The organism is Nocardia salmonicida (assembly GCF_036142455.1).
In the GTDB taxonomy this organism is placed as follows: domain Bacteria; phylum Actinomycetota; class Actinomycetes; order Mycobacteriales; family Mycobacteriaceae; genus Nocardia; species Nocardia salmonicida.
In genome coordinates this window covers 3,510,117-3,529,137 of record NZ_CP108014.1, presented here as the reverse complement: position 1 = coordinate 3,529,137, position 19,021 = coordinate 3,510,117, and the positions used below count along the sequence as shown (strand labels likewise).

General features: G+C 67.6%; 15 protein-coding genes. 6 read left to right on the top strand and 9 right to left on the bottom strand.

Annotated features, from left to right (window positions below):
• Window positions 1–40: 40 nt before the first annotated feature.
• Entirely contained in the window at window positions 41–826 is a 786-nt protein-coding gene (locus tag OHS03_RS16730; RefSeq protein ID WP_328663864.1) for an META domain-containing protein, read from the bottom strand.
• A gap of 68 nt (window positions 827–894) precedes the next feature.
• Window positions 895–1,404, bottom strand: a complete 510-nt coding sequence (locus tag OHS03_RS16725) for an MmpS family transport accessory protein (protein ID WP_328663861.1) — start codon at window positions 1,402–1,404, stop codon at window positions 895–897.
• Window positions 1,405–1,639: 235 nt separating this feature from the next.
• Here OHS03_RS16725 and OHS03_RS16720 point away from each other — a divergent pair, with 235 nt between their 5' ends.
• Window positions 1,640–3,235, top strand: a complete 1,596-nt coding sequence (locus OHS03_RS16720) for an MFS transporter (RefSeq protein WP_056810461.1) — start codon at window positions 1,640–1,642, stop codon at window positions 3,233–3,235.
• Window positions 3,236–3,269: 34 nt separating this feature from the next.
• Window positions 3,270–3,503, top strand: coding sequence for a preprotein translocase subunit SecG (secG, locus tag OHS03_RS16715; RefSeq protein WP_056815392.1), 234 nt, complete (start codon window positions 3,270–3,272; stop codon window positions 3,501–3,503).
• Window positions 3,504–3,600: 97 nt separating this feature from the next.
• Here the strand turns inward: secG and OHS03_RS16710 are convergent, their stop codons facing one another.
• Window positions 3,601–5,778 (bottom strand): thiamine pyrophosphate-dependent enzyme, encoded by a 2,178-nt coding sequence (locus OHS03_RS16710; protein WP_328664265.1) that lies wholly within the window; start codon window positions 5,776–5,778, stop codon window positions 3,601–3,603.
• 262 nt (window positions 5,779–6,040) lie between these two features.
• Here OHS03_RS16710 and OHS03_RS16705 point away from each other — a divergent pair, with 262 nt between their 5' ends.
• The gene (locus tag OHS03_RS16705) at window positions 6,041–6,727 is read left to right on the top strand and encodes a hypothetical protein (protein WP_328663860.1); all 687 of its coding nucleotides are present in this window, start codon (window positions 6,041–6,043) and stop codon (window positions 6,725–6,727) included.
• A gap of 24 nt (window positions 6,728–6,751) precedes the next feature.
• Here the strand turns inward: OHS03_RS16705 and OHS03_RS16700 are convergent, their stop codons facing one another.
• Entirely contained in the window at window positions 6,752–7,498 is a 747-nt protein-coding gene (locus OHS03_RS16700) for a DUF8176 domain-containing protein (RefSeq protein ID WP_328663858.1), read from the bottom strand.
• 280 nt (window positions 7,499–7,778) lie between these two features.
• Between OHS03_RS16700 and OHS03_RS16695 the strand changes: the two genes are divergently transcribed.
• Genes OHS03_RS16695 through OHS03_RS16685 form a run of 3 tightly spaced genes read left to right on the top strand, consistent with a single transcriptional unit; the run spans window position 7,779 to window position 12,219 of the window.
• Window positions 7,779–8,744: an alpha/beta hydrolase gene (locus tag OHS03_RS16695; RefSeq protein ID WP_328663856.1), complete on the top strand. Its 966-nt coding sequence runs from the start codon at window positions 7,779–7,781 to the stop codon at window positions 8,742–8,744.
• A complete protein-coding gene (locus OHS03_RS16690; RefSeq protein WP_328663855.1) occupies window positions 8,741–10,513 on the top strand; it encodes an ABC transporter ATP-binding protein in 1,773 nt (590 codons plus the stop codon). The genes OHS03_RS16695 and OHS03_RS16690 overlap by 4 nt, the downstream gene beginning before the upstream one ends.
• Window positions 10,510–12,219 (top strand): ABC transporter ATP-binding protein, encoded by a 1,710-nt coding sequence (locus OHS03_RS16685; protein ID WP_328663852.1) that lies wholly within the window; start codon window positions 10,510–10,512, stop codon window positions 12,217–12,219. The genes OHS03_RS16690 and OHS03_RS16685 overlap by 4 nt, the downstream gene beginning before the upstream one ends.
• Window positions 12,220–12,267: 48 nt before the next feature.
• Here the strand turns inward: OHS03_RS16685 and pgl are convergent, their stop codons facing one another.
• Genes pgl through tkt form a run of 5 tightly spaced genes read right to left on the bottom strand, consistent with a single transcriptional unit; the run spans window position 12,268 to window position 18,807 of the window.
• Entirely contained in the window at window positions 12,268–13,053 is a 786-nt protein-coding gene (pgl, locus tag OHS03_RS16680; RefSeq protein WP_328663850.1) for a 6-phosphogluconolactonase, read from the bottom strand.
• Complete coding sequence (gene opcA / locus OHS03_RS16675) at window positions 13,046–13,954, bottom strand: glucose-6-phosphate dehydrogenase assembly protein OpcA (RefSeq protein ID WP_174555374.1); 909 nt, start codon at window positions 13,952–13,954, stop codon at window positions 13,046–13,048. Before opcA ends, pgl begins: the two co-directional genes overlap by 8 nt.
• A complete protein-coding gene (zwf, locus tag OHS03_RS16670; protein WP_328663848.1) occupies window positions 13,951–15,522 on the bottom strand; it encodes a glucose-6-phosphate dehydrogenase in 1,572 nt (523 codons plus the stop codon). The genes opcA and zwf overlap by 4 nt, the downstream gene beginning before the upstream one ends.
• 4 nt (window positions 15,523–15,526) lie before the next feature.
• Window positions 15,527–16,660 (bottom strand): transaldolase, encoded by a 1,134-nt coding sequence (gene tal / locus OHS03_RS16665; RefSeq protein WP_328663846.1) that lies wholly within the window; start codon window positions 16,658–16,660, stop codon window positions 15,527–15,529.
• A 5-nt stretch (window positions 16,661–16,665) separates the two neighbouring features.
• Complete coding sequence (tkt, locus tag OHS03_RS16660) at window positions 16,666–18,807, bottom strand: transketolase (protein WP_328663844.1); 2,142 nt, start codon at window positions 18,805–18,807, stop codon at window positions 16,666–16,668.
• Between the last annotated feature and the right edge of the window lie 214 nt (window positions 18,808–19,021).

The following is a 19,021-nucleotide window of genomic DNA, read 5'->3' as shown; positions in this document are numbered from 1 at the left end:
TGTTGGGTTTCCGGCCCTTCGCTTGTCGTGCGCTGCGAGGCTACTGCGCGTGCAGGATGAGGCCGTAGCCGTTGTCGTTGCGCAAGGTCAGAGTGGCCGCGTCGATGGTGGCGGTGGTTCGGCCGTCCAGCGCGCGCAGCACGTTCTGCTCGACCTCCATCACCTCCGGCGGGCACATCATTCTGGTGGTGGCGACGGCGAAGTTCACCGCGTCGCCGGGGCCGACGCCCGCGGTTCCGGTGATCCGATTGCACCCCGCGAAGCCGTTGACGGTGCCGCCGTCACCGATGGTGAGATTCGGGCTCACCTGGTCGAGGGTGGTCGAGCGGATCTGCGCGTCCGGGGTGAGCATCGTGGTGACCACCCAGGTGGTACCGGTCAGTGGCTTGTCGGGGCTCACGATCTTCTTGTCGGTGAGATGGACGGTGACGGACTTGCCCGTCAGCGTCAGCCGATCACCGTCGAGGCGCCAGGTGGGGCCGGATTCCAGGAAGGTGTTCTGCCAGGCGTCGGCGCCGTCACGGCCGTCGGCGCACGCCATCAGGGTGCTCGCCAGCGGCGAGGTGTGCACGACGTGGTTGCTCAGGTCGACGGTGCCGCCCGCGGAGTTGCAGCCGGAGTTCGCCGAGATCCGGCCGTCGGTGAAGGTCAGCGTCATCGGACCGCCGCCCGGGATCTGGTCGCCGACGACCTCGGTGGAGACGTAGGTGCGGTCCGTCGGCGTGGCGGTGTCGTCCACCGGTTCCTTGTCGGCTGACCCGCACCCGGCCGCCACGGTGCCGACCAGCGCGAGCAGAACAGCCAGAGGACGAGGTGATATCCGCATGGAGCCGATGGTACGGACCGCCCCGAACGCCACGGCGCGGTGTTCGGGGCGGTTCGCGAACTCGTTACCTAGCCGGCCGCGTCGCCCGAGCAGATGGCGCTCGCGAATTGGCCGCTGGCCTGGTCCTCGGCGATCACTGTGCCGCCGACGGTGATCTTGCAGGAGACCGATCCGCCGTCGGCCCCGGAGAGCACGCTCAGCGAAACGAACTTCACCAGCCCGGTGACCGTGACCTCCTTGGACCACGGCAGCGTCACATCGGATTCCTGTGCGACATCCAGACTTCCGTCGGAATAGGTCACCGTCGAGGTCCCGGTGCCACCGGCCTGATAGGAGACGGTGACCTCCCGGCTGACCTCGTTCTCGATCTCATTGGCGACGGTGCCGACGAGCGCGACACAACCGCCGACGATCAGTAGCAGGACCACCAGGACACCACCGAGCACCCACGGCCACACCTTCTTCTTGCGCGGCGGCTGCGGGTAGCCACCCTGCTGCGGGTAACCACCGCCGGGTGGTTGGCCGTACGGCGGTTGCTGGCCATAGGGCTGCTGCGGGTGGCCGGGTGGGACAGTCATGCGGTTTCCTCCGTGTGGTGCGGGCTCTCCGAACGACACGGGAGCTCTGTACTGATCGCTCGAAGGCGGCCAGAAGGTAACACCGCATCGAAGAATCGCAGGGATATCGGCTTGAAGCACAAGGCATCTGGTGGTTCAGGGTGATCCGTCGCAGAAGGAGGTGTCGGTAGCCCGCCGTTGTCGCGGCGGAGACTGCGTGCCGGGGCTCGGTGGTCGCCAGGGATATGCTCGACGCGTGGGCACTGTGGCGGCGGAGCGGATCTCGACCTGGGCGCCGTTGCGTTCGCCGGTGTTCAGGGCGCTGTGGATCGCGCAGCTCGTGTCCAATCTGGGCACCTGGATGCAGACGGTCGGCGCGCAGTGGATTCTCGTGGATCAACCGAACGCGGCGGCGCTGGTGTCGTTCGTGCAGACCGCCCTCACCCTGCCGGTGATGTTGCTGTCGATTCCGTCCGGAGTGCTGGCCGACCTGGTCGACCGGCGCAGGTTGCTGATCGGCGCGCAGGCGGGCATGGCCCTTGCCTCGCTCACCCTCACGGTGTTCACGGCCACCGGCCATACCACCCCCGCGGTCCTGCTCAGCCTGCTGTTCCTACTCGGTTGCGGGCAGGCGCTCACGGCTCCCGCGTGGCAGGCGATACAGCCCGAGCTGGTGCCGCGCGACCAGATCACGTCGGTGGCGGCGCTGGGCAGTATGAGCGTCAATATCGGTCGAGCCGTCGGACCCGCGGTCGCGGGGGTGATCGTGTCGATAGCGGGGCCTACCGTGGTGTTCGGGTTCAACACGGTGTCGTTCATCGGCATCGTCGTGGTGCTGCTGGTGTCGAAGTGGCCGACGCGAACGAGCCCGTTGCCCAGTGAACGGCCGCTCGCGGCCTTGCAGGCGGGCACCCGGTTCATCCGCGCCGCGCCCGCGATCAGGAGGGTGCTGTTCCGTGCGAGCCTGTTCATCGCCCCCGCCAGCGCGGTGTGGTCGCTGCTGCCGGTGATCGCGCACGACCGCCTCGGACTGTCGTCGTCCGGCTACGGTCTGCTGCTCGGCGCGCTCGGGCTCGGCGCGGTGTGTGGCGCGCTCGGATTGTCGCGCCTGCGGGTCCTGTTCACCCCCACCCAGCGACTCGCGCTCGCCGCGGTCCTGTTCGGCCTCGGCGCGGTTGCGGCCGCGCTGGTCCAGAACGTGGTGCTGGTCCTCGTCCTGCTGGTCGGGGCCGGGCTGGCGTGGCTGCTGGCGATGTCGACGCTGAACTCGACCATGCAGTTGCTGCTGCCCGCCTGGGTCCGCGCCCGCGGTCTGTCGGTGTACATGCTGGTGTTCATGGGTGGGCAGGCGATCGGGTCGCTGCTCTGGGGCCTGGTCGCCGGTGCCTACGGTGCCGTGACGGCGCTGCTGATCGCGGCGGCGATGCTGGCATGCTGCGCCGTGAGCACCCTGTGGTGGCCGATCCGGCACAACGTCGAGGAGATCGACCTCTCCCCGGCGGCGTACTGGCCCGAGCCGCAACTCGTCGTCGAGCCCGAACCCGCGGACGGCCCCGTCCTGGTGATGCGCGGCTACGACGTGCCACCCGGCGACGTCGCGGCCTTCACCGAGTCGATGGCGCTGGTCGGGCGATCCCGGCAGCGTACGGGCGCGATGGAATGGCGGCTCTACCGCGATGTCGGCACCGTCGACCGTTTCGTGGAAGCCTTCGTCGTGCGGTCATGGGCCGAGCACATGCACCAGCATCAGGTGCGTCTGACCGCCCGTGATCGGGAGATAGAACAGGCCGTCGTCGAGTACTCCGCGGGCCCCCAGACGGTCTCACACCTGGTCGCCGTCGAGCCTGGTTAGACCAGTCGGTCCCGCACCACCTAGGATGAACGTCATGTCGCTGTTCCTCGATATCCTCCTTGTGATCACCAGCTTGCTGTTGGTGCTGCTGGTGCTGCTGCACCGCGCCAAGGGCGGCGGCCTGTCCAGCCTCTTCGGTGGCGGCGTGCAGTCGAGCCTGTCCGGCTCCACCGTCGTCGAGAAGAACCTCGACCGCATCACCATCTTCGTCGGCGTCGTCTGGTTCATCGCGATCCTCGGCATCGGCCTCGAGATCAAGTTCGCCTGAGTTCGCTCTACGTGCTGCCCTACCGACCAGCGCAGAGCATGTCGGTAGGGTTTTTTCCGCGACCTACAGGGGCGCTGCGCCGGTATCGGTTCTCGACCTAGCCCAGTAGCAGACGCCGTGCGGCGGTCTCGATCGCCGACTCGCTCAGCAGCACGGTGTCCGCGGCGGGACCGAGTGGGATGAAGCTGTCCTCGCTGGTGACTCGGGCGAGCGCTCCACGGTAGCCCGAGTCGATCAGCGCCGCGTAGACCGATTCGGAAACTCCACCGGTGCTCCGGGTTTCATCGGCGACCAACACCTTTCCGGTGGCTTCGGCGTGGTGGATCAGGTCGGCGACCGGTAGGGGATTGAGCCAGCGGAGGTCGAGCACCCGTGCGTGAATTCCTTGGGCGGCAAGGCGATTCATCGTGCGCAGACTCATCGGGACGCCGTTGCCGAAGGTGACGATGGTGAGGTCGGTGCCTTCGCCGTAGGCGCGGGCACTGCCGATCGGGATGTGGTCGCTGGTGGGGGAGGCCAGCCAGGCTTCGTCTCCGGGATGGAGATCTTTGGTGTGGTACAGCGCAATCGGCTCTACGAACACGCATACTCGGCCGTCGACTCGAGCCGCTGACACGCAGGTGCGCAGCATCGCGGCCGCGTCGTCGGCGCGCGCGGGCACCGCGACGACGACGCCGGGGATATCGCGCAGCGCCGCCAGGGAATCGTCGTTGTGGAAGTGGCCGCCGAAGCCCTTTTGATAGGCGAGGCCGGCGATGCGCAGGACCATCGGATTGCGGTATTGCCCGTTCGAGAAGAACTGCAGTGTGGCCGCTTCGCCGCGGATCTGATCGGCCGCGTTGTGTACGTAGGCCAGGTACTGGATCTCGGGGATCGGGATGAATCCGGCCAATCCGGTACCGAGCGCGGTGCCGAGGACGGACTGTTCGTCGAGGAGGGTGTCGAAGACCCGGCGCGCTCCGAACCGCTTTCTGAGTCCTTTCGTGACGCCGTAGACGCCGCCCTTGCGTCCGACGTCTTCGCCGAATACCAGGACATCGGGATCCTTGGCGAGGAGTTCACCGAGGGTGTGATTGATCGCCTGCGCCAGCGTCATCCGGAGGTCGGTTGTCCCGGAGGAATCGGGAGGCCGGGGCGACGCTTCACGAGCCCGTTCGTCAGCCGCCGACTGTGGAGAGGGCATCGGCGGACCGAGGCGGGTGACATCGTCGCGGATCGCGGTGGGATGAGTCGGCGCGAGCGGCGCGATCACGGCCGCGGCGGAATCGAGCCGCGCTTCGTGAACCACCTCGTCGGCGGTCTCGCGCACGCGCGCACCGATCCGCTCGTAGCGCTCGAGGAGATCGCCCGCGTCGGCGGCACCCGCCGCGATCAGATAGCGGGCGGAGCCGAGAAGGGGGTCGCGGGCGAGGTCGGCGGCGATATCGGACCGACCGCGATAGGCGGACTCGACATCGGATCCCGCGTGCCCACCGAGTCGGACCGTGCGCAGGTGCAGGAATACCGGCATCCGCCAGGTCCGCGCCAGGTGCACCGCGTCTTCGGCGGCACCGAGAACGTCGGGCAGGTCGCAACCGTCGGCGGCGAGGTAGGTGAGCCCTGGGCGCGGGCCGTAGGCACGTTCGATCCAGTCCGGGGCGGTCGGCACGCTGATGCCGAGACCGTTGTCCTCGCAGACGAACACCAGCGGCATCGGCACGCCCTGATGAGCGGCATGCAGGGCGGCATTGATCGCACCGACCGCCGTCGAATGGTTGGCCGACGCATCACCGAAACTGCACACGACCACCGCGTCAGCGGGCCACGGACACGAAACCCCTTGTTTCGCGGCCCGATCCAGCGCGAAGGCCAACCCCACCGCACGCGGCAGATGTGAAGCGATGGTCGAGGTCTGCGGGATGATCGACGCCGCCGCGCTCCCGATCACCTTGTGCCGACCACCGGAAATCGGATCAGCGGCCGCCGCCACAACCCCGAGTAGCACGTCCCGAATCGGATCCAGCCCCGGAATCTGTTTGCATCGCTGGACGAAAAAGGCCGCCGACCGATAGTGCAACAACGCCGGATCATCGACGCGCGCCGCCGCCGCCACCGCCGCATTCCCCTCATGCCCCGAGGACCCGATGCTGTAGAACCCCTGCCGAGCGGCCCCTAACCGCCGAGCCGCCAGATCGAGATGCCGACTGGCAACCTGCGATTCGAACAATTCGATCCCGAACGCGGCATCGATGGTCGCGATCGGCTCGATCCGGTCGGGCACAGCGAGACTGTCCATCGCGGCCCGAAACGCCCCATCGAGGTCAAGCGAACCCAGTGCCACCGTCACAACTCCTCGCCCGCAGTCGAGTCGACGTCCGAACCGTCGGCATGCCAAGAAAGCTACTGTGCTCCTCGATGAACGACGGGCAATTCCCGCCAGAAGCGCGCAACTGCGTTATCCGCCGACGAACATCGATCTCGTAGATGGAGCTCGTGTGTGGGGTGATCCGGGTGCGCGGTAGTGTCCGGTGTTCATGTGGGACGGCGATGGAGGGGCATTGACTATGCCGGGTGGGCCGGGAGGTCAGTGGGGGTATCCGCAGCAGCCGTACCCGCCGCAGCAGTACGGGCAGCCGCATCTTGCGCCGCAGCAACCGCAGTACCAGCAGGCGCCTGCTCAATTCGGTGCTCCGCAACCGAATTACGGTGCGCCACAGCAACCGCCGGGTCCGGTCGCACCACCGGAGAGTGCGGCGGTGCAGGCTTATCTGGCGGCCGTCGCTCACCACATGACTAGGGGCGGCCTCCAGGTGAGCCGGAACTGGATCGGTCCGGTGCTTTCCCTGATCGGTATCGGCGCGGTGATCAAGAGTTCGCTGAACCCGATCGAACTGGCCGTCTGTGTCGGCCACGCGGGTGAGATCTCACCCGCGACGGTTGCCGGATTCACCCGGCAGGTAGACGAATTCGCCCGCTCGATCCGTCGCCCCAGCGCCTTCGCGGTGAAAGGTAGCGCGTGCGCTGTCGCCGCGTTGATCTCCGACCGAGTACACCCGGCCAGTTTCGGCGCCGTGACCAATAAAGCCATGAGCTACGGCACTGTCGTGGTGCCCGCCGTCATCGACCTGGGCAACCGTCAGATGATGATCGCTCAGAACACTCCCGTGCTGGGATTCGCCATGTGGAGCACCGTGCGCGGTAAGGCCGGCATGTACCTCCCGGATCCGCGCGCGGTCTCGGGCTGACAGTCTCGGGGGTCGAGCCGAATCTCACTGTCCCCGTACGGCAATCGCCGTGATCATCGTTCGCCCGTCGCGGACCGCGGTGGTGATGAGTTGGGTGTAGAGCAGGTCTTCTGCCGACGTGCCGCCGGGGCGACGTTCGGTGAGGTCGAGTTCGTAGTTGTCCGGACCGATCTGGTTGATCTGGGCGCAGTAGGTGGTTCCGCGCGGAACGTGCTCGTCGATGCCGCGCTGAATGCTCGGGGCCGAACCGACGGTGTCGGCGTCGGGCGCCACAAACGACCGCGCCTTTTCACCATCGCGGTCGCTGTAGAACGCGTACTCGAAGCCGAGGATCGCGCCGGGACCGGAGTTGTGGTCACCCGGACCGCGGCCGATGGTCAGGCTGCCGCGCTGTTCGTCGGCGCAGGGCAGTGGTCCAGCCGTCTTCCTGGTCGTCGGCGGGCTTGTGGCGGCGATGAGCACGGCTTCCTCTGGCTCGCTGTCTCGACCTGCCACGACGTAGGTGAGCGCCGCCACGCCGACCACGATCGTTGCCACCGAACCCAGAACGACGAAGCCGATCCTGCTGCGACCCGTGTTCTGTGGCTCGATCCTCTTGTGCGCCTGGAACTGCGGGGGTGGCGGCGGAATCATCGGCTCCGGATCGGCCGGTCGCCACGAAGTCGGCGCGTACCCCGGCACAATCGCGGCCGGATCAGGCCCGAGTACGTCCAGTGGTGGACCGAACGGTAACCCCGAACTCCCGTCCTCCCGCGGTCCTGTGGAAGCCACCCATCACCCTTTCCCTTCCCATGCCGGCACCTCGCATCCGACCCAAGCGCTACCTCAGCGCACGGGGGCACGGCACCACCACAGGTCGGCAACCCATGATGTTCCCGGTTGGCAACTCGTCCCCCCGCCACACCGATCGCCCGACATTTTAACCAGGCGCTGTCGCGAAACGGCTGGGCGGGAACCGCATGTTTCCGAAAGCGGACCGGTGAGCCTTCCTGCCAGGGTTGCTCTACGCCGCCGCGAGAGCGGGTGGTGAGCGAGCGCCAGGAGGCACATCATGCGAGGCAGAGTTCCCTTACGGATGCGAGTGTTGTCCGCGCTCAATAGTGGGCCGGATTGGGATTCGATCACGCCGACCGAGATCGTCGAGCTGCGTGGGGCACAGGAGAAGTTGCGTCGGTCCGCCATCGGGACGTTCATCACCGGTAAGCCGGACCGGGGTGCGCGCAGCACCACGCACACGCTCGAACTGCCCGGTCGTACCGTGAATGTTCGGGTGCATCGACCGGTCCGCGAGGGTTCGGGGCTGCACCTGATCGTCGCGTTCCACGGTGGCGGATTCATCAGTGGCGTTCCCGAGCAAGATGATTGGCTGCTGAGCCACCTGGCTGCCGAGTGTCCGGCGGTGGTCGTTTCGGTCGACTATCGGCTCGCGCCGGAGCATCCGATTCCCGCCGCTGTCGAGGATGCCCGCGACGCGGTGCCGGAACTTGTCGCCCAGGCGGAAAAGTGGGGTGCGGACGGAACTCGGCTCGCGCTGCTCGGCAGCAGCGCGGGCGCGACGCTCGCGGTGTTGACCGCCTTCGAGACGCCTGCGCTGCGGACGCAGGTCCTGATCAACCCGCAACTCGATTGGACCGACGGGGTGTTCGAGTACCCCTCGTTCACCGAGAACGCGGACAGTCCCACCGCGACACCGGCCAATTGCCGCGCGGTGCAACGTATCGCGCTGCCCGAAGGCTTCGATGCGCGGACGATATCGCCGATGTTCCACGACGACCTCGCCGGTTCGGCCCCCACCCTCATCCTGTCCGCTGGACTGGATCCGTTAGAAGATCAATCGCCCGCCTACGCCGATCGTCTACGAAAGGCCGGTGTCGAAGTCACGCTGACCCGCTATCCCGAAGCGACACATGGCTTCTTGAGCATGCAGGGCCTGATCCCGGCCGCCGGACCCGCCCGCACGGAGATCCTCGACCATCTGCGAAGCCACCTGGCTGTGCGTTCGGGAGTGCGCCGATGACCACCATCAGCGAACATCCGACTCGAACAACGCGTCTCACGAGCCTGCTTCGGCCGTATCTCGGCAGCTTCGGCGCGGTGGTGATCCTGCAGGTCGTCGGCGCCGTGGCGGGGCTGGCTCCCTTGCTGGCAGTCGTCGAGCTGGGTCGTACCCTGTTGTCGCCCGGTGAGGTCGACCGCGCTCACGTGTGGTTCGTCGTGCTGGCCGGAGCGGTGGGCCTGCTCGTCCGATTGCTGTGTACCGCAGCCTCTTCGGCGATCGGACACCTGCTCGACGATCGAGTCCAGCTGTCGCTGCGGCGGCAGTTGGCCGATCAGCTGGGGCGGGTGCCGATCGGCTGGTTCGCGCGGCGTCGCACCGGTGAGCTGGCCAAGATCGTGGGCGACGACGTGAGCGCTGTGCACCCGTTCATCGCTCACGCGCCCGGCGAATTGGTGTCGGCGTTCGTGGTGCCGCTGGTCTCGCTGATCTACCTGTTCACCGTCGACTGGCGGCTCACGCTCATCACCGGGATCCCGGTGGTGCTGGCCATCGCGCTGGTCCCATTGATGATGACCCCGAGTCGGCTACGCGAACAACAGGATTTCGACACCGCGATGGGCGCGATCGCCAGCTCGGTCGTCGAGTTCGTCCAGGGCATCGCGGTGGTGAAGGCCTTCGGCGGGTCCGAGCGCGCTCATCGCAGATTCCGCACCGCCACCGACGATTTCGCCGACATCTTCCTGCGGATGGTGCGTGGTCTGGCCGGAATCGCGGCGGGCATGCAGGTGGCGCTGTCGCCGCCGTTCGTGCTGCTGGTCGTGCTGATCGGCGGTACGGCGCTGATCACGAACGGTGGGATGGCCTCGGCCGATCTGCTGCCGTTCCTGCTACTCGGCATCGGCCTGACCGCACCGGTGGCGGCGCTCGGGCACGGTTTCGACGATCTCCAGGCCGCTGGTCGCGCGGCAGGCCGGATTCGCGACGTTCTCGACGAGGCGCCGCTGCCCGAGCCGACCCAGCCGAGAGCACCGCAGGGGCACCGGGTGGAAATGCGCGGGGTCCGGTTCGGGTACGACGCCGAACACGAAGTACTGCGCGGGATCGACTTGGTGCTCGAACCCGGCACCGTGACGGCGCTCGTCGGGCCGTCGGGCAGCGGCAAATCCACCCTGGTCCAGTTGCTGCCGCGGTTCTTCGATCCGGTCGAGGGCACCGTCTCCCTCGGCGGAGTCGACCTGCGCGAACTCGGCAGCCGCGAGCTCTATCGGACGGTCTCGTTCGTCTTCCAGGATGTGCGACTGCTGCGCGCGTCGGTCGCGGACAATATCGCCCTCGCCGTTCCACAGACGGACCGCGACAACGTGATTCGCGCCGCCCGCCAGGCGAATATCCACGAGCGTATTCTCGAGTTGCCGCACGGCTACGACACGGTGATCGGCGATGACACGGCGTTGTCCGGTGGTGAGGCGCAGCGGATTTCGCTGGCGCGGGCCTTACTCGCCGACGCGCCGGTGTTGGTCCTGGACGAGGCGACCGCCTTCGCCGACCCGCAGACCGAGCAGGCGGTGCGCCAGGCGTTGACATCGCTCGGTCGCGACCGGACCCTGCTCGTGATCGCCCACCGGCTGGAAACGATCGCCGATGCCGACATGGTCGTGATGCTCGACAACGGCACGATCGTCGAACGCGGCCGACCCGCCGATCTGCTATCCCAACAGGGAAAATTCGCCGACTTCTGGCACTCGCACCGAACGGTGACCGCGGAATTACAGGGAGACCCACGATGATTCGCATGCTGTTTCGCGTGCTCGGACCCGAATACGCCGGACCGGTCCGGCGCACCGTCGCGCTGATGACCGTGACCGCGGTCGCCGAGGGATTGTCCTACGCGCTGCTGGTTCCCGTGCTGCGGTCGCTGTTCGGCGACGATCCCGCCGGCGCGCGCCCCTGGCTGATCGCGATGGGCATCGCTGTCGCCGTCTACGCGATGCTGCGCTACCGCAGCGACCTCTCCGGCTTCCGCGTCGGAACCACGCTGCTGCGCGGGGTGTACTACCGGCTCGGTGATCATCTGGCCCGCCTGCCCATCGGTTGGTACACAGCGGGTCGCGTGGGTGAGGTGTCGGTGCTCGCCAGTCGTGGTGTGCTGCAGGCGTTGAGCGTGCTCGCACACCTGATGGCGCCGCTGATCTCCGCCGCTGTGACCCCGTTGACGATCATCGTCGTGATCTTCGCGTTCAACTGGCAGATGGGCGCGGCCGCCGCTGTCGCTGTGCCGATCGTGGCGGCGATCCAGGTCTGGTCGGGGCGCGCGATGGCGGCCGACGACGCGCAGCGGCACGAACGTGACCACGACGCCGCGCAACGCGTCATCGAATATCTCCAGGCGCAGCCGGTGCTGCGGGCAGGAGGGCGCACCGCGCAACGGTTCGACCTGCTCGACGATTCGCTCCAGGAAGTCGCGCGTACCTCGCGCCGTCGCGCCTTCACAGCGCTGCCCGGAATCCTCGGCCTCTCACTCGCGGTGCAAACAGTGTTCACCGGGCTGCTGGCCCTCGGCACCTACCTCGCCCTCGACGGAAACATCGGTTCCGCAGAAGTTTTGGCAATCCTCGTCCTCGCCGCCCGCTGCGCCGACCCGCTCCTGTCGCTCGCCGATATCGGCGGCCAACTCCGCAGCGCCCGATCGGAACTGGTGCGCCTCGAAGCACTCCTGCGGACCGAAACCCTGCCTGAACCCGCGACTCCGCTCGAGCCGAAAGCCCACGACCTGTCCTTCGATGCCGTCACCTTCCGGCACGGCGGCCGCACGGTGCTCGACGATGTATCGCTGACGGTTCCCCGAGGCCAACGGTTGGCCGTGGTCGGACCGTCCGGAGCGGGCAAAACCACGCTCCTGCAACTGATCGCCCGCTTCTACGACGTCGACGCGGGCACCGTACGCATCGGCGGCGTCGACGTGCGCTCCATCGGCACCGACACGCTGATGGCCCAGTTCGCCATCGTCTTCCAGGACGTTTACCTCTTCGACGGCACGATCGAAGACAACATCCGCCTCGGCCGCCCCGACGCCACCGACGAAGAGGTGAGAACCGCGGCCGGTGCGGCCCGTCTCGACGAGGTGATCGACCGACTCCCCGGCGGCTGGGCAACGAACGTCGGCGAAGGCGGCACAGCGCTGTCCGGCGGTGAGCGCCAACGAGTCTCGATCGCCCGAGCCCTCCTGAAGAACGCCCCGATCGTCTTACTCGACGAGGTGACCTCGGCCCTCGACCCCCTGAACGAGGCAGCAGTCCATGAGGGCATCGAACGCCTGATGGCCGGGCGAACCGTCGTGATGGTGGCCCACCGCCTCCGCACCGTCCGCCGCGCCGACCGCATCGTCTTCCTCGACAACGCCCACATCGCCGAAGACGGCACCCACGACGAACTTCTCCACCGAGCAGGCCGCTACGCCGACTTCTGGGCGAGCTCCCTGACTCCGGTCACCTGACACGACGAAGCCGGGCCGCGATCATCGGGCCCGGCTTCGTCAGGTGCGTTATTCGTCGTCGAGCAGCAGACCTGTCGCCGCGGGTTCGTCGATCACCCAGGTGGTCGACTCGATCCCGACCGCGCCTGCCGACGGGATGTCGTCGGGGGAGGCGCCGTTGACGGCGGCGGCCACCGCGGCGGCCTTGGCCTCGCCGCTGACCACGAGCATCACGTGGCGGGAGCGGTGGATCGCGGGCAGGGTCATCGTGATCCTGGTCGGCGGAGGCTTCGGGCAATTGTGCACGGCGACAACGTATTCCTTGGTTTCCTGCACTGCGGGGGAGTGCGGGAACAGGGAGTCGATGTGGCCTTCGGCGCCCATGCCGAGGACGGTGAGGTCGAACTCGCCGCGCTCGTCGAGTTCGGTGTGCACGAGCTGGGCGTACGCGGCGGCGGCTTCCTCTGGAGAGCCGTAGGCGCCGTCGGAAGGAGCGATCGGGAAGACGTGCGCCGGGTCGAGCGGGACGAAGTCCAGCAGCGCCTCGCGGGCCTGGAGTTCGTTGCGGTCCTTGTCGCCGTCGGGGACGAAACGCTCGTCGCCCCAGTAGACGTAGAGGGTGGACCAGTCGATGTCGCCGGGGGACTGCCGGACTCGCTCGAGCAGGCGGATGCCGTCGCTGCCACCGGTGAGAGAGACCGACGCGTGGCCGCGTTCGGCCTGGGCGGTGACGATCACATCGATGAAGCGCTCGGCGGCCGCGTCGGCGAGAAAGTCGGCGTCGTCGTGGATCTCGATCGTGTTGGCGGGGAATTCGGCACCGAGGTCGTCGTGCACGTCTACGTGGTCACTCATAGGTCACCTTCTCGATTCCGGCGAGCGCCTCGGCGTAGATCTCGTCGGCATCGAGCCGACGCAGTTCTTCGGCGAGACAATCGCGAGTTTCCCGGCGTGCCAGCGCGATCCGCTGATCGGGTTCGCCGGTGCGGGTCAGCGTTGCCGTCCTTCCTAGTTGCGGGCGTTCGATGGCGATCGAATCGGTGGCGCGCTGGATTTCCACCTTCAACTCCCCGGTCTTGCGGATCACCGGGCAGTGCAGACGGGACGCCAGCCAACCGGCCAGGGTGTCGAGCGCGGGTTCGGAGGCCAGGCCGGACACGGTCACCGAGATGACCGGTTCGAACGGCGGCTCGTCCAGCGCCGCGGCCAGCAGTGCCCGCCAGTAGGTGATGCGGCTCCACGCCAGATCGGTGTCGCCGGTCGCGTAGGAGTAGCGGCGCTTCTTGATCGCGGCCTGTGGATCGCGGGCGTAGGTGGCATCGGTGATGCGGCGCTTGGCCAGCTTGCCCACCGAGTCCATCGACGGGAAGTCCGGCGCGCCACGCGGCCACCACGCCACCACCGGGGTGTCGGGCAGCAGGAACGGGGTCACGACGCTGCTCTCGTGGTTCACCAGCGCGCCCTGCAGGCGCAGCACGATCACCTCGGCCGCACCGGCGTCACCGCCGACGCGGATCTGAGCGTCGAGGCGGGTCTCGGCATCGCGGTCACCGCGGGCCAGAACGATGACGCGGCATGGATGTTCGCGGCTGGCGTCGTTGGCGGCGTCGATCGCGTCCTCGGCCTCGGAGGAGTCCAGCGTGCACACCACCAGGGTGAGCACCCGGCCCTGGGTGATCACGCCGTTGGTCTCGCGCAACTGCACCATCCGCTTGCCGACATCGACAGTGTTGGTATCGGGCATGTCGACGATCACGGACGCCGCCATTCCCGCCCGCTGCGCGCGAGCATCTCATCGGCCGAGGTGGGCCCCCAGGTACCGGCCTCGTAGGGTTCGGGTTTGCCGCCCGCGGCCCAGTGCGCGAGCACGGGATCGAGGATGCGCCAGGACAATTCGACCTCCGCGTTGACCGGGAACAGCGACGGCACGCCGAGCAGCACGTCGAGGATCAGCCGTTCGTAGGCCTCGGGGGAGGACTCGGTGAACGCCTCGCCGTAGCTGAAGTCCATGTTCACGTCGCGCACTTCCATGCCGGAGCCAGGGACTTTGGAGCCGAAGCGCAAGGTGATGCCCTCGTCCGGCTGCACCCGGATGACCAGTGCGTTCTGGCCGAGTTCCTCGGTCATGGTCTGGTCGAAGGGCAGGTGCGGCGCGCGCTTGAACACCACCGCGATCTCGGTCACCCTGCGGCCGAGGCGTTTTCCGGTGCGCAGATAGAACGGCACACCCGCCCAGCGGCGGTTCTCCACGTGCAGGGTGAGCGCGGCGTAGGTCTCGGTCCGCGACTGCGGATCGAAGCCTTCTTCTTGATGCAGGCCGACCACGTGCTCGCTGCCCTGCCAGCCCTCGGTGTACTGCCCGCGCGCGGTGGTCTCGTCCAGCGGCGCGACGAGTTTGGTGGCCGAGAGGGCCTTGATCTTCTCGGTGGTGAGCTGCATCGGCTCGAAGGAGGTCGGCTCCTCCATCGCGGTCAGCGCGAGCAACTGCAACAGGTGGTTCTGGATGACGTCACGCGCGGCGCCGATCCCGTCGTAATAGCCTGCGCGACCGCCCAATCCGATGTCCTCGGCCATGGTGATCTGCACGCTGTCGACGTAGTTGGCGTTCCAGATCGGCTCGAACAACTCGTTGGCGAAGCGCAGCGCCAGAATGTTCTGGACCGTTTCCTTGCCGAGGTAGTGGTCGATGCGAAAGACCTGCTCTTCGGGAAAGACCCGGTTGACCAGGGCATTGAGTTCCTTGGCGCTGGTCAGATCGTGGCCGAACGGCTTCTCGATCACCACGCGCCGCCACGGGGTGTACCCGTCGGGGTCCGGGGTGGCCTGAGCCAGATTGTGCTCGGAGAGCTGATCGAGCACCACGGGGAACATATTCGGCGGAATCGACAGGTAGAAGGCGTAATTGCCGCCGGTGCCACGGGTCTGGTCGAGATTTTTCAAGGTGTCGGCGAGCGTCGCGAAGGCCGCGTCGTCGTCGAAACTGCCCTGCACGAACCGCACTCCCTCGGCCAGGTGGTCCCAGACCTCCTGGCGGAAAGGGGTGCGCGCGTGCTTCTTCACCGCCTCGAGTACCACCGAGGCGAAGTCTTCGTCGGCGTAGTTGCGCCGAGCGAAGCCGACCAGAGCGAAACCAGGGGGAAGCAACCCCTGGTTCGCCAGGTCATAGATGGCCGGCATCAGCTTCTTACGGGACAGATCTCCGGTGACGCCGAAGATCACCATGGAGCACGGGCCCGCGATGAAGGGAACCCGTTTGTCGCGTTCGTCGCGCAGCGGGTTGTGCCACAGCCCCGCCGCCTGATCCGTCGATGCTGTGCCGGCCATCGTGTTAGTTGCCCTCCGCAGCGACGCCGAGCGCGCCGGTGGTCGCCTCGATCAGTTCACCCCACGCGCTCTCGAACTTGTCGACGCCTTCGCGCTCGAGCAGCGCGAACACATCGTCGAGATCGATACCGACCGCTGCCAGGTCGGCGAAGACCTGGGCACCCTCGGCGCCGCGGCCGCTGAGCGTGTCGCCCAGCACCTCGCCGTGATCGGCGAACGCCTGCAGGGTCTTCTCCGGCAGGGTGTTGACTGTGTTCGGGCCGACGAGTTCGGTGACGTAGAGGGTGTCGGGGTAATCCGGGTTCTTCACCCCGGTCGACGCCCACAGCGGCCGCTGCCGGTTGCCGCCCTGTGCGGCCAGGTGGTTGTAGGTGGAGGTATGCGCGCCACCGTCGAACACATCCTGGTACTCGGCGTACGCCAGCCGAGCGTTGGCCACACCGGCCTTGCCGCGCAGCGCGAGGGCCTCCGGGGTGCCGATCGCCTCGAGGCGCTTGTCGATCTCGGTGTCCACGCGGGAGACGAAGAACGAAGCGACCGAGTGGATCTTGGCCAGGTCGTGGCCGACGATCTTGGCGTTGCGCAGACCGTCGAGGTAGGCGCCCATCACCGCGCGGTAGCGCGGCACCGAGAAGATCAGCGTCACGTTCACGCTGATGCCCTCACCGATCACCGAGGTGATCGCGGGCAGGCCCGCCTCGGTGGCCGGGATCTTGATGAACAGGTTCTTGCGGTCGACGATCTTCCACAGCTCGATCGCCTGGGCGACGGTCTTGTCGGCGTCGAAGGCGAAGCGCGGGTCGACCTCGATCGACACGCGCCCGTCCACGCCACCGGTCGCCTCGAACACCGGCGCGAGCACGTCGCAGGCGGCGCGCACGTCGTCGGTGGTCATCGTGCGGATCGCCGCGTCGGCGTCGGCGCCTTGGGACGCAAGGTCTTTGAGCTGTCCCTCGTAGGCGTGGCCGACACTCAACGCGGCTTGGAAGATGCTCGGGTTGGTGGTGACGCCGACGACGCTGCGGGTCGCGACCAGTTCGGCGAGGTTGCCGGACTGGATGCGATCACGCGAGAGATCGTCGAGCCACACCGAGACGCCCGCGGCCGAGAGCGCGGCGAGATTCTCGTTCTGTGCCATGGTTTTTACCCCTTCACCTTGTCGGTGGAACGCAGTGCCGCGCGGACGACGGCATCGGGGGTGATACCGAATTCGCGGTACAGAGTCTTGTAGTCGGCCGACGCGCCGAAGTGATCGATGGACACGATTTCGCCCGCATCACCGACGAATCGGTACCACGGCATCGCGATACCGGCTTCGACCGCGACCCTTGCCCGCACCGACGGGGGCAGCACTTCGTCGCGGTATCCCTGATCCTGCACGTCGAACCACTCCACACACGGCATCGAGACCACGCGGGTCGGGATGCCCTGCTCCTCCAGGGTAGTGCGCGCGGCGACCGCGAGGTGGACCTCGGAGCCGGTGCTGATGAGGATCACTTCCGGGGCGCCGGTGGACGCCTCGGCCAGCACGTAGCCGCCCTTCTTGACGCCCTCGTAGCTGGTGCCCTCCAGGGTGGGAACGTCCTGGCGAGTCAGCGCCAGTGCGGACGGGCCGTCCTGCTGCGGCGACTCGTACACCGGGAAGTGCGAGGTGTGCTCGTCGGAGTCACGCTCGAGGATCGTGCGCCAGGCGTGGACGGTCTCGTTGGCATCGCCAGGGCGTACGACATTGAGGCCGGGGATCGCGCGCAGCGCGGCCAGGTGCTCGACCGGCTGATGGGTCGGGCCGTCCTCACCGAGGCCGATGGAATCGTGGGTCCACACGTAGATCGCGGGCACCCGCATCAGCGCGGCCAGGCGGACGGCCGGGCGCATGTAGTCGCTGAACACCAGGAAGGTGCCGCCGTAGGGGCGGGTGGGGCCGTGCAGCGCGATGCCGTTGAGGATCGAGCCCATCGCGTGCTCACGGATACCGAAGTGCAGGGTGCGCCCGTACGGGTTGGCCTTCCACGCGCCGGTGGAGATCGACTCGGGGCCGAAGCTCGGCTGGCCGGGCATCGTGGTGTTGTTGGACTCGGCCAGGTCGGCCGAACCGCCCCACAGCTCGGGCAGCTCGTCGGCGACCGCGGCGAGGAACTTGCCCGACGCCTTGCGGGTGGCCATGCCCTTGGGGTCGACCTCGAAGCTCGGCAGCGCCTCGGTCCAGCCCTTGGGCAGGGTGCGGGTCTGCAGGCGATCGAACAGCGCCTTGTTCGACGGGTTGGCCTCGGCCCACTCGTCGAAGCCCTGCTGCCACTGCGCCTGTGCCTGCGCGCCGCGGGCCAGTGCCTTGCGGGTGTGCTCGATGACGGCCGGGTCGACCTGGAAGGACTTCTCCGGGTCGAAGCCGAGCGCCTTCTTCACCGCGGCGACCTCGTCGGGGCCCAGGGCGGCGCCGTGCGCGCCGCCGGTGTTCATCTTGTTCGGGGCCGGGAAGCCGATGATGGTGCGCAGGATGATGATCGAGGGCTTGGACGTCTCGGCCTTGGCCGCGTCGAGGGCCTTCTCGATGGCCACCACGTCTTCGCCGCCTTCGACGATCTGTACCTGCCAGCCGTAGGCCTCGTAGCGCTTGGCCACGTCTTCGGTGAAGGCGATGTCGGTGTCGTCCTCGATGGAGATCTCGTTGTCGTCGTAGATCACCACGAGGTTGCCCAGCTGCTGGGTGCCCGCGATCGAGGAGGCCTCGGCGGTGACGCCCTCCTGCAGGTCGCCGTCCGAGGCGATCGTGTAGATGAAGTGGTCGAACGGGCTGGCGCCCTCGGCGGCGTTCGGGTCGAACAGCCCGCGCTCACGTCGCGCGGCCATCGCCATGCCGACCGCGGAAGCCAGACCCTGACCCAGCGGGCCGGTGGTGATCTCGACGCCGTCGGTGTGGCGGAACTCGGGGTGGCCCGGGGTGAGCGAGCCCCACTGGCGCAGCTGCTCGAGGTCGGTCAGCTCCAGGCCGAAACCGGCCAGGTAGAGCTCGATGTAGAGGGTGAGGCTGGAATGCCCACAGGACAGCACGAACCGGTCGCGACCGACCCAGCTCGGGTCCGCGGGGTTGTGGCGCATCGTGCGCTGGAAGAGGGTGTAGGCGACCGGCGCGAGGCTCATCGCGGTGCCGGGGTGCCCGTTGCCCGCCTTCTGCACGGCGTCGGCAGCGAGTACCCGGGCGGTGTCGACGGCCTTGGTGTCGATGTCCGTCCAGTCGCTGGGGTAGTTCCGCTGAGTGAGGGCGCGAATGTCGTCTGTGACTGGCACGACCGTGGTTCTCCTGACCTAGGTTTCGTCGACGGCGATAGCTTGGCTGCGGCGATGATGATCGAAGCGGGTCGCACGCGGCCGGGGTGCGTACCGATGTACAGGAATACCCTAGTGGTGCTGTGACACCGGATCGGCGCGAACCCTGGCAGTGAGTCTAGTGCGGATCGCCGCGTACCGGCGGTGTGCGGTGTCGACCGTCGCCGCGACGCAC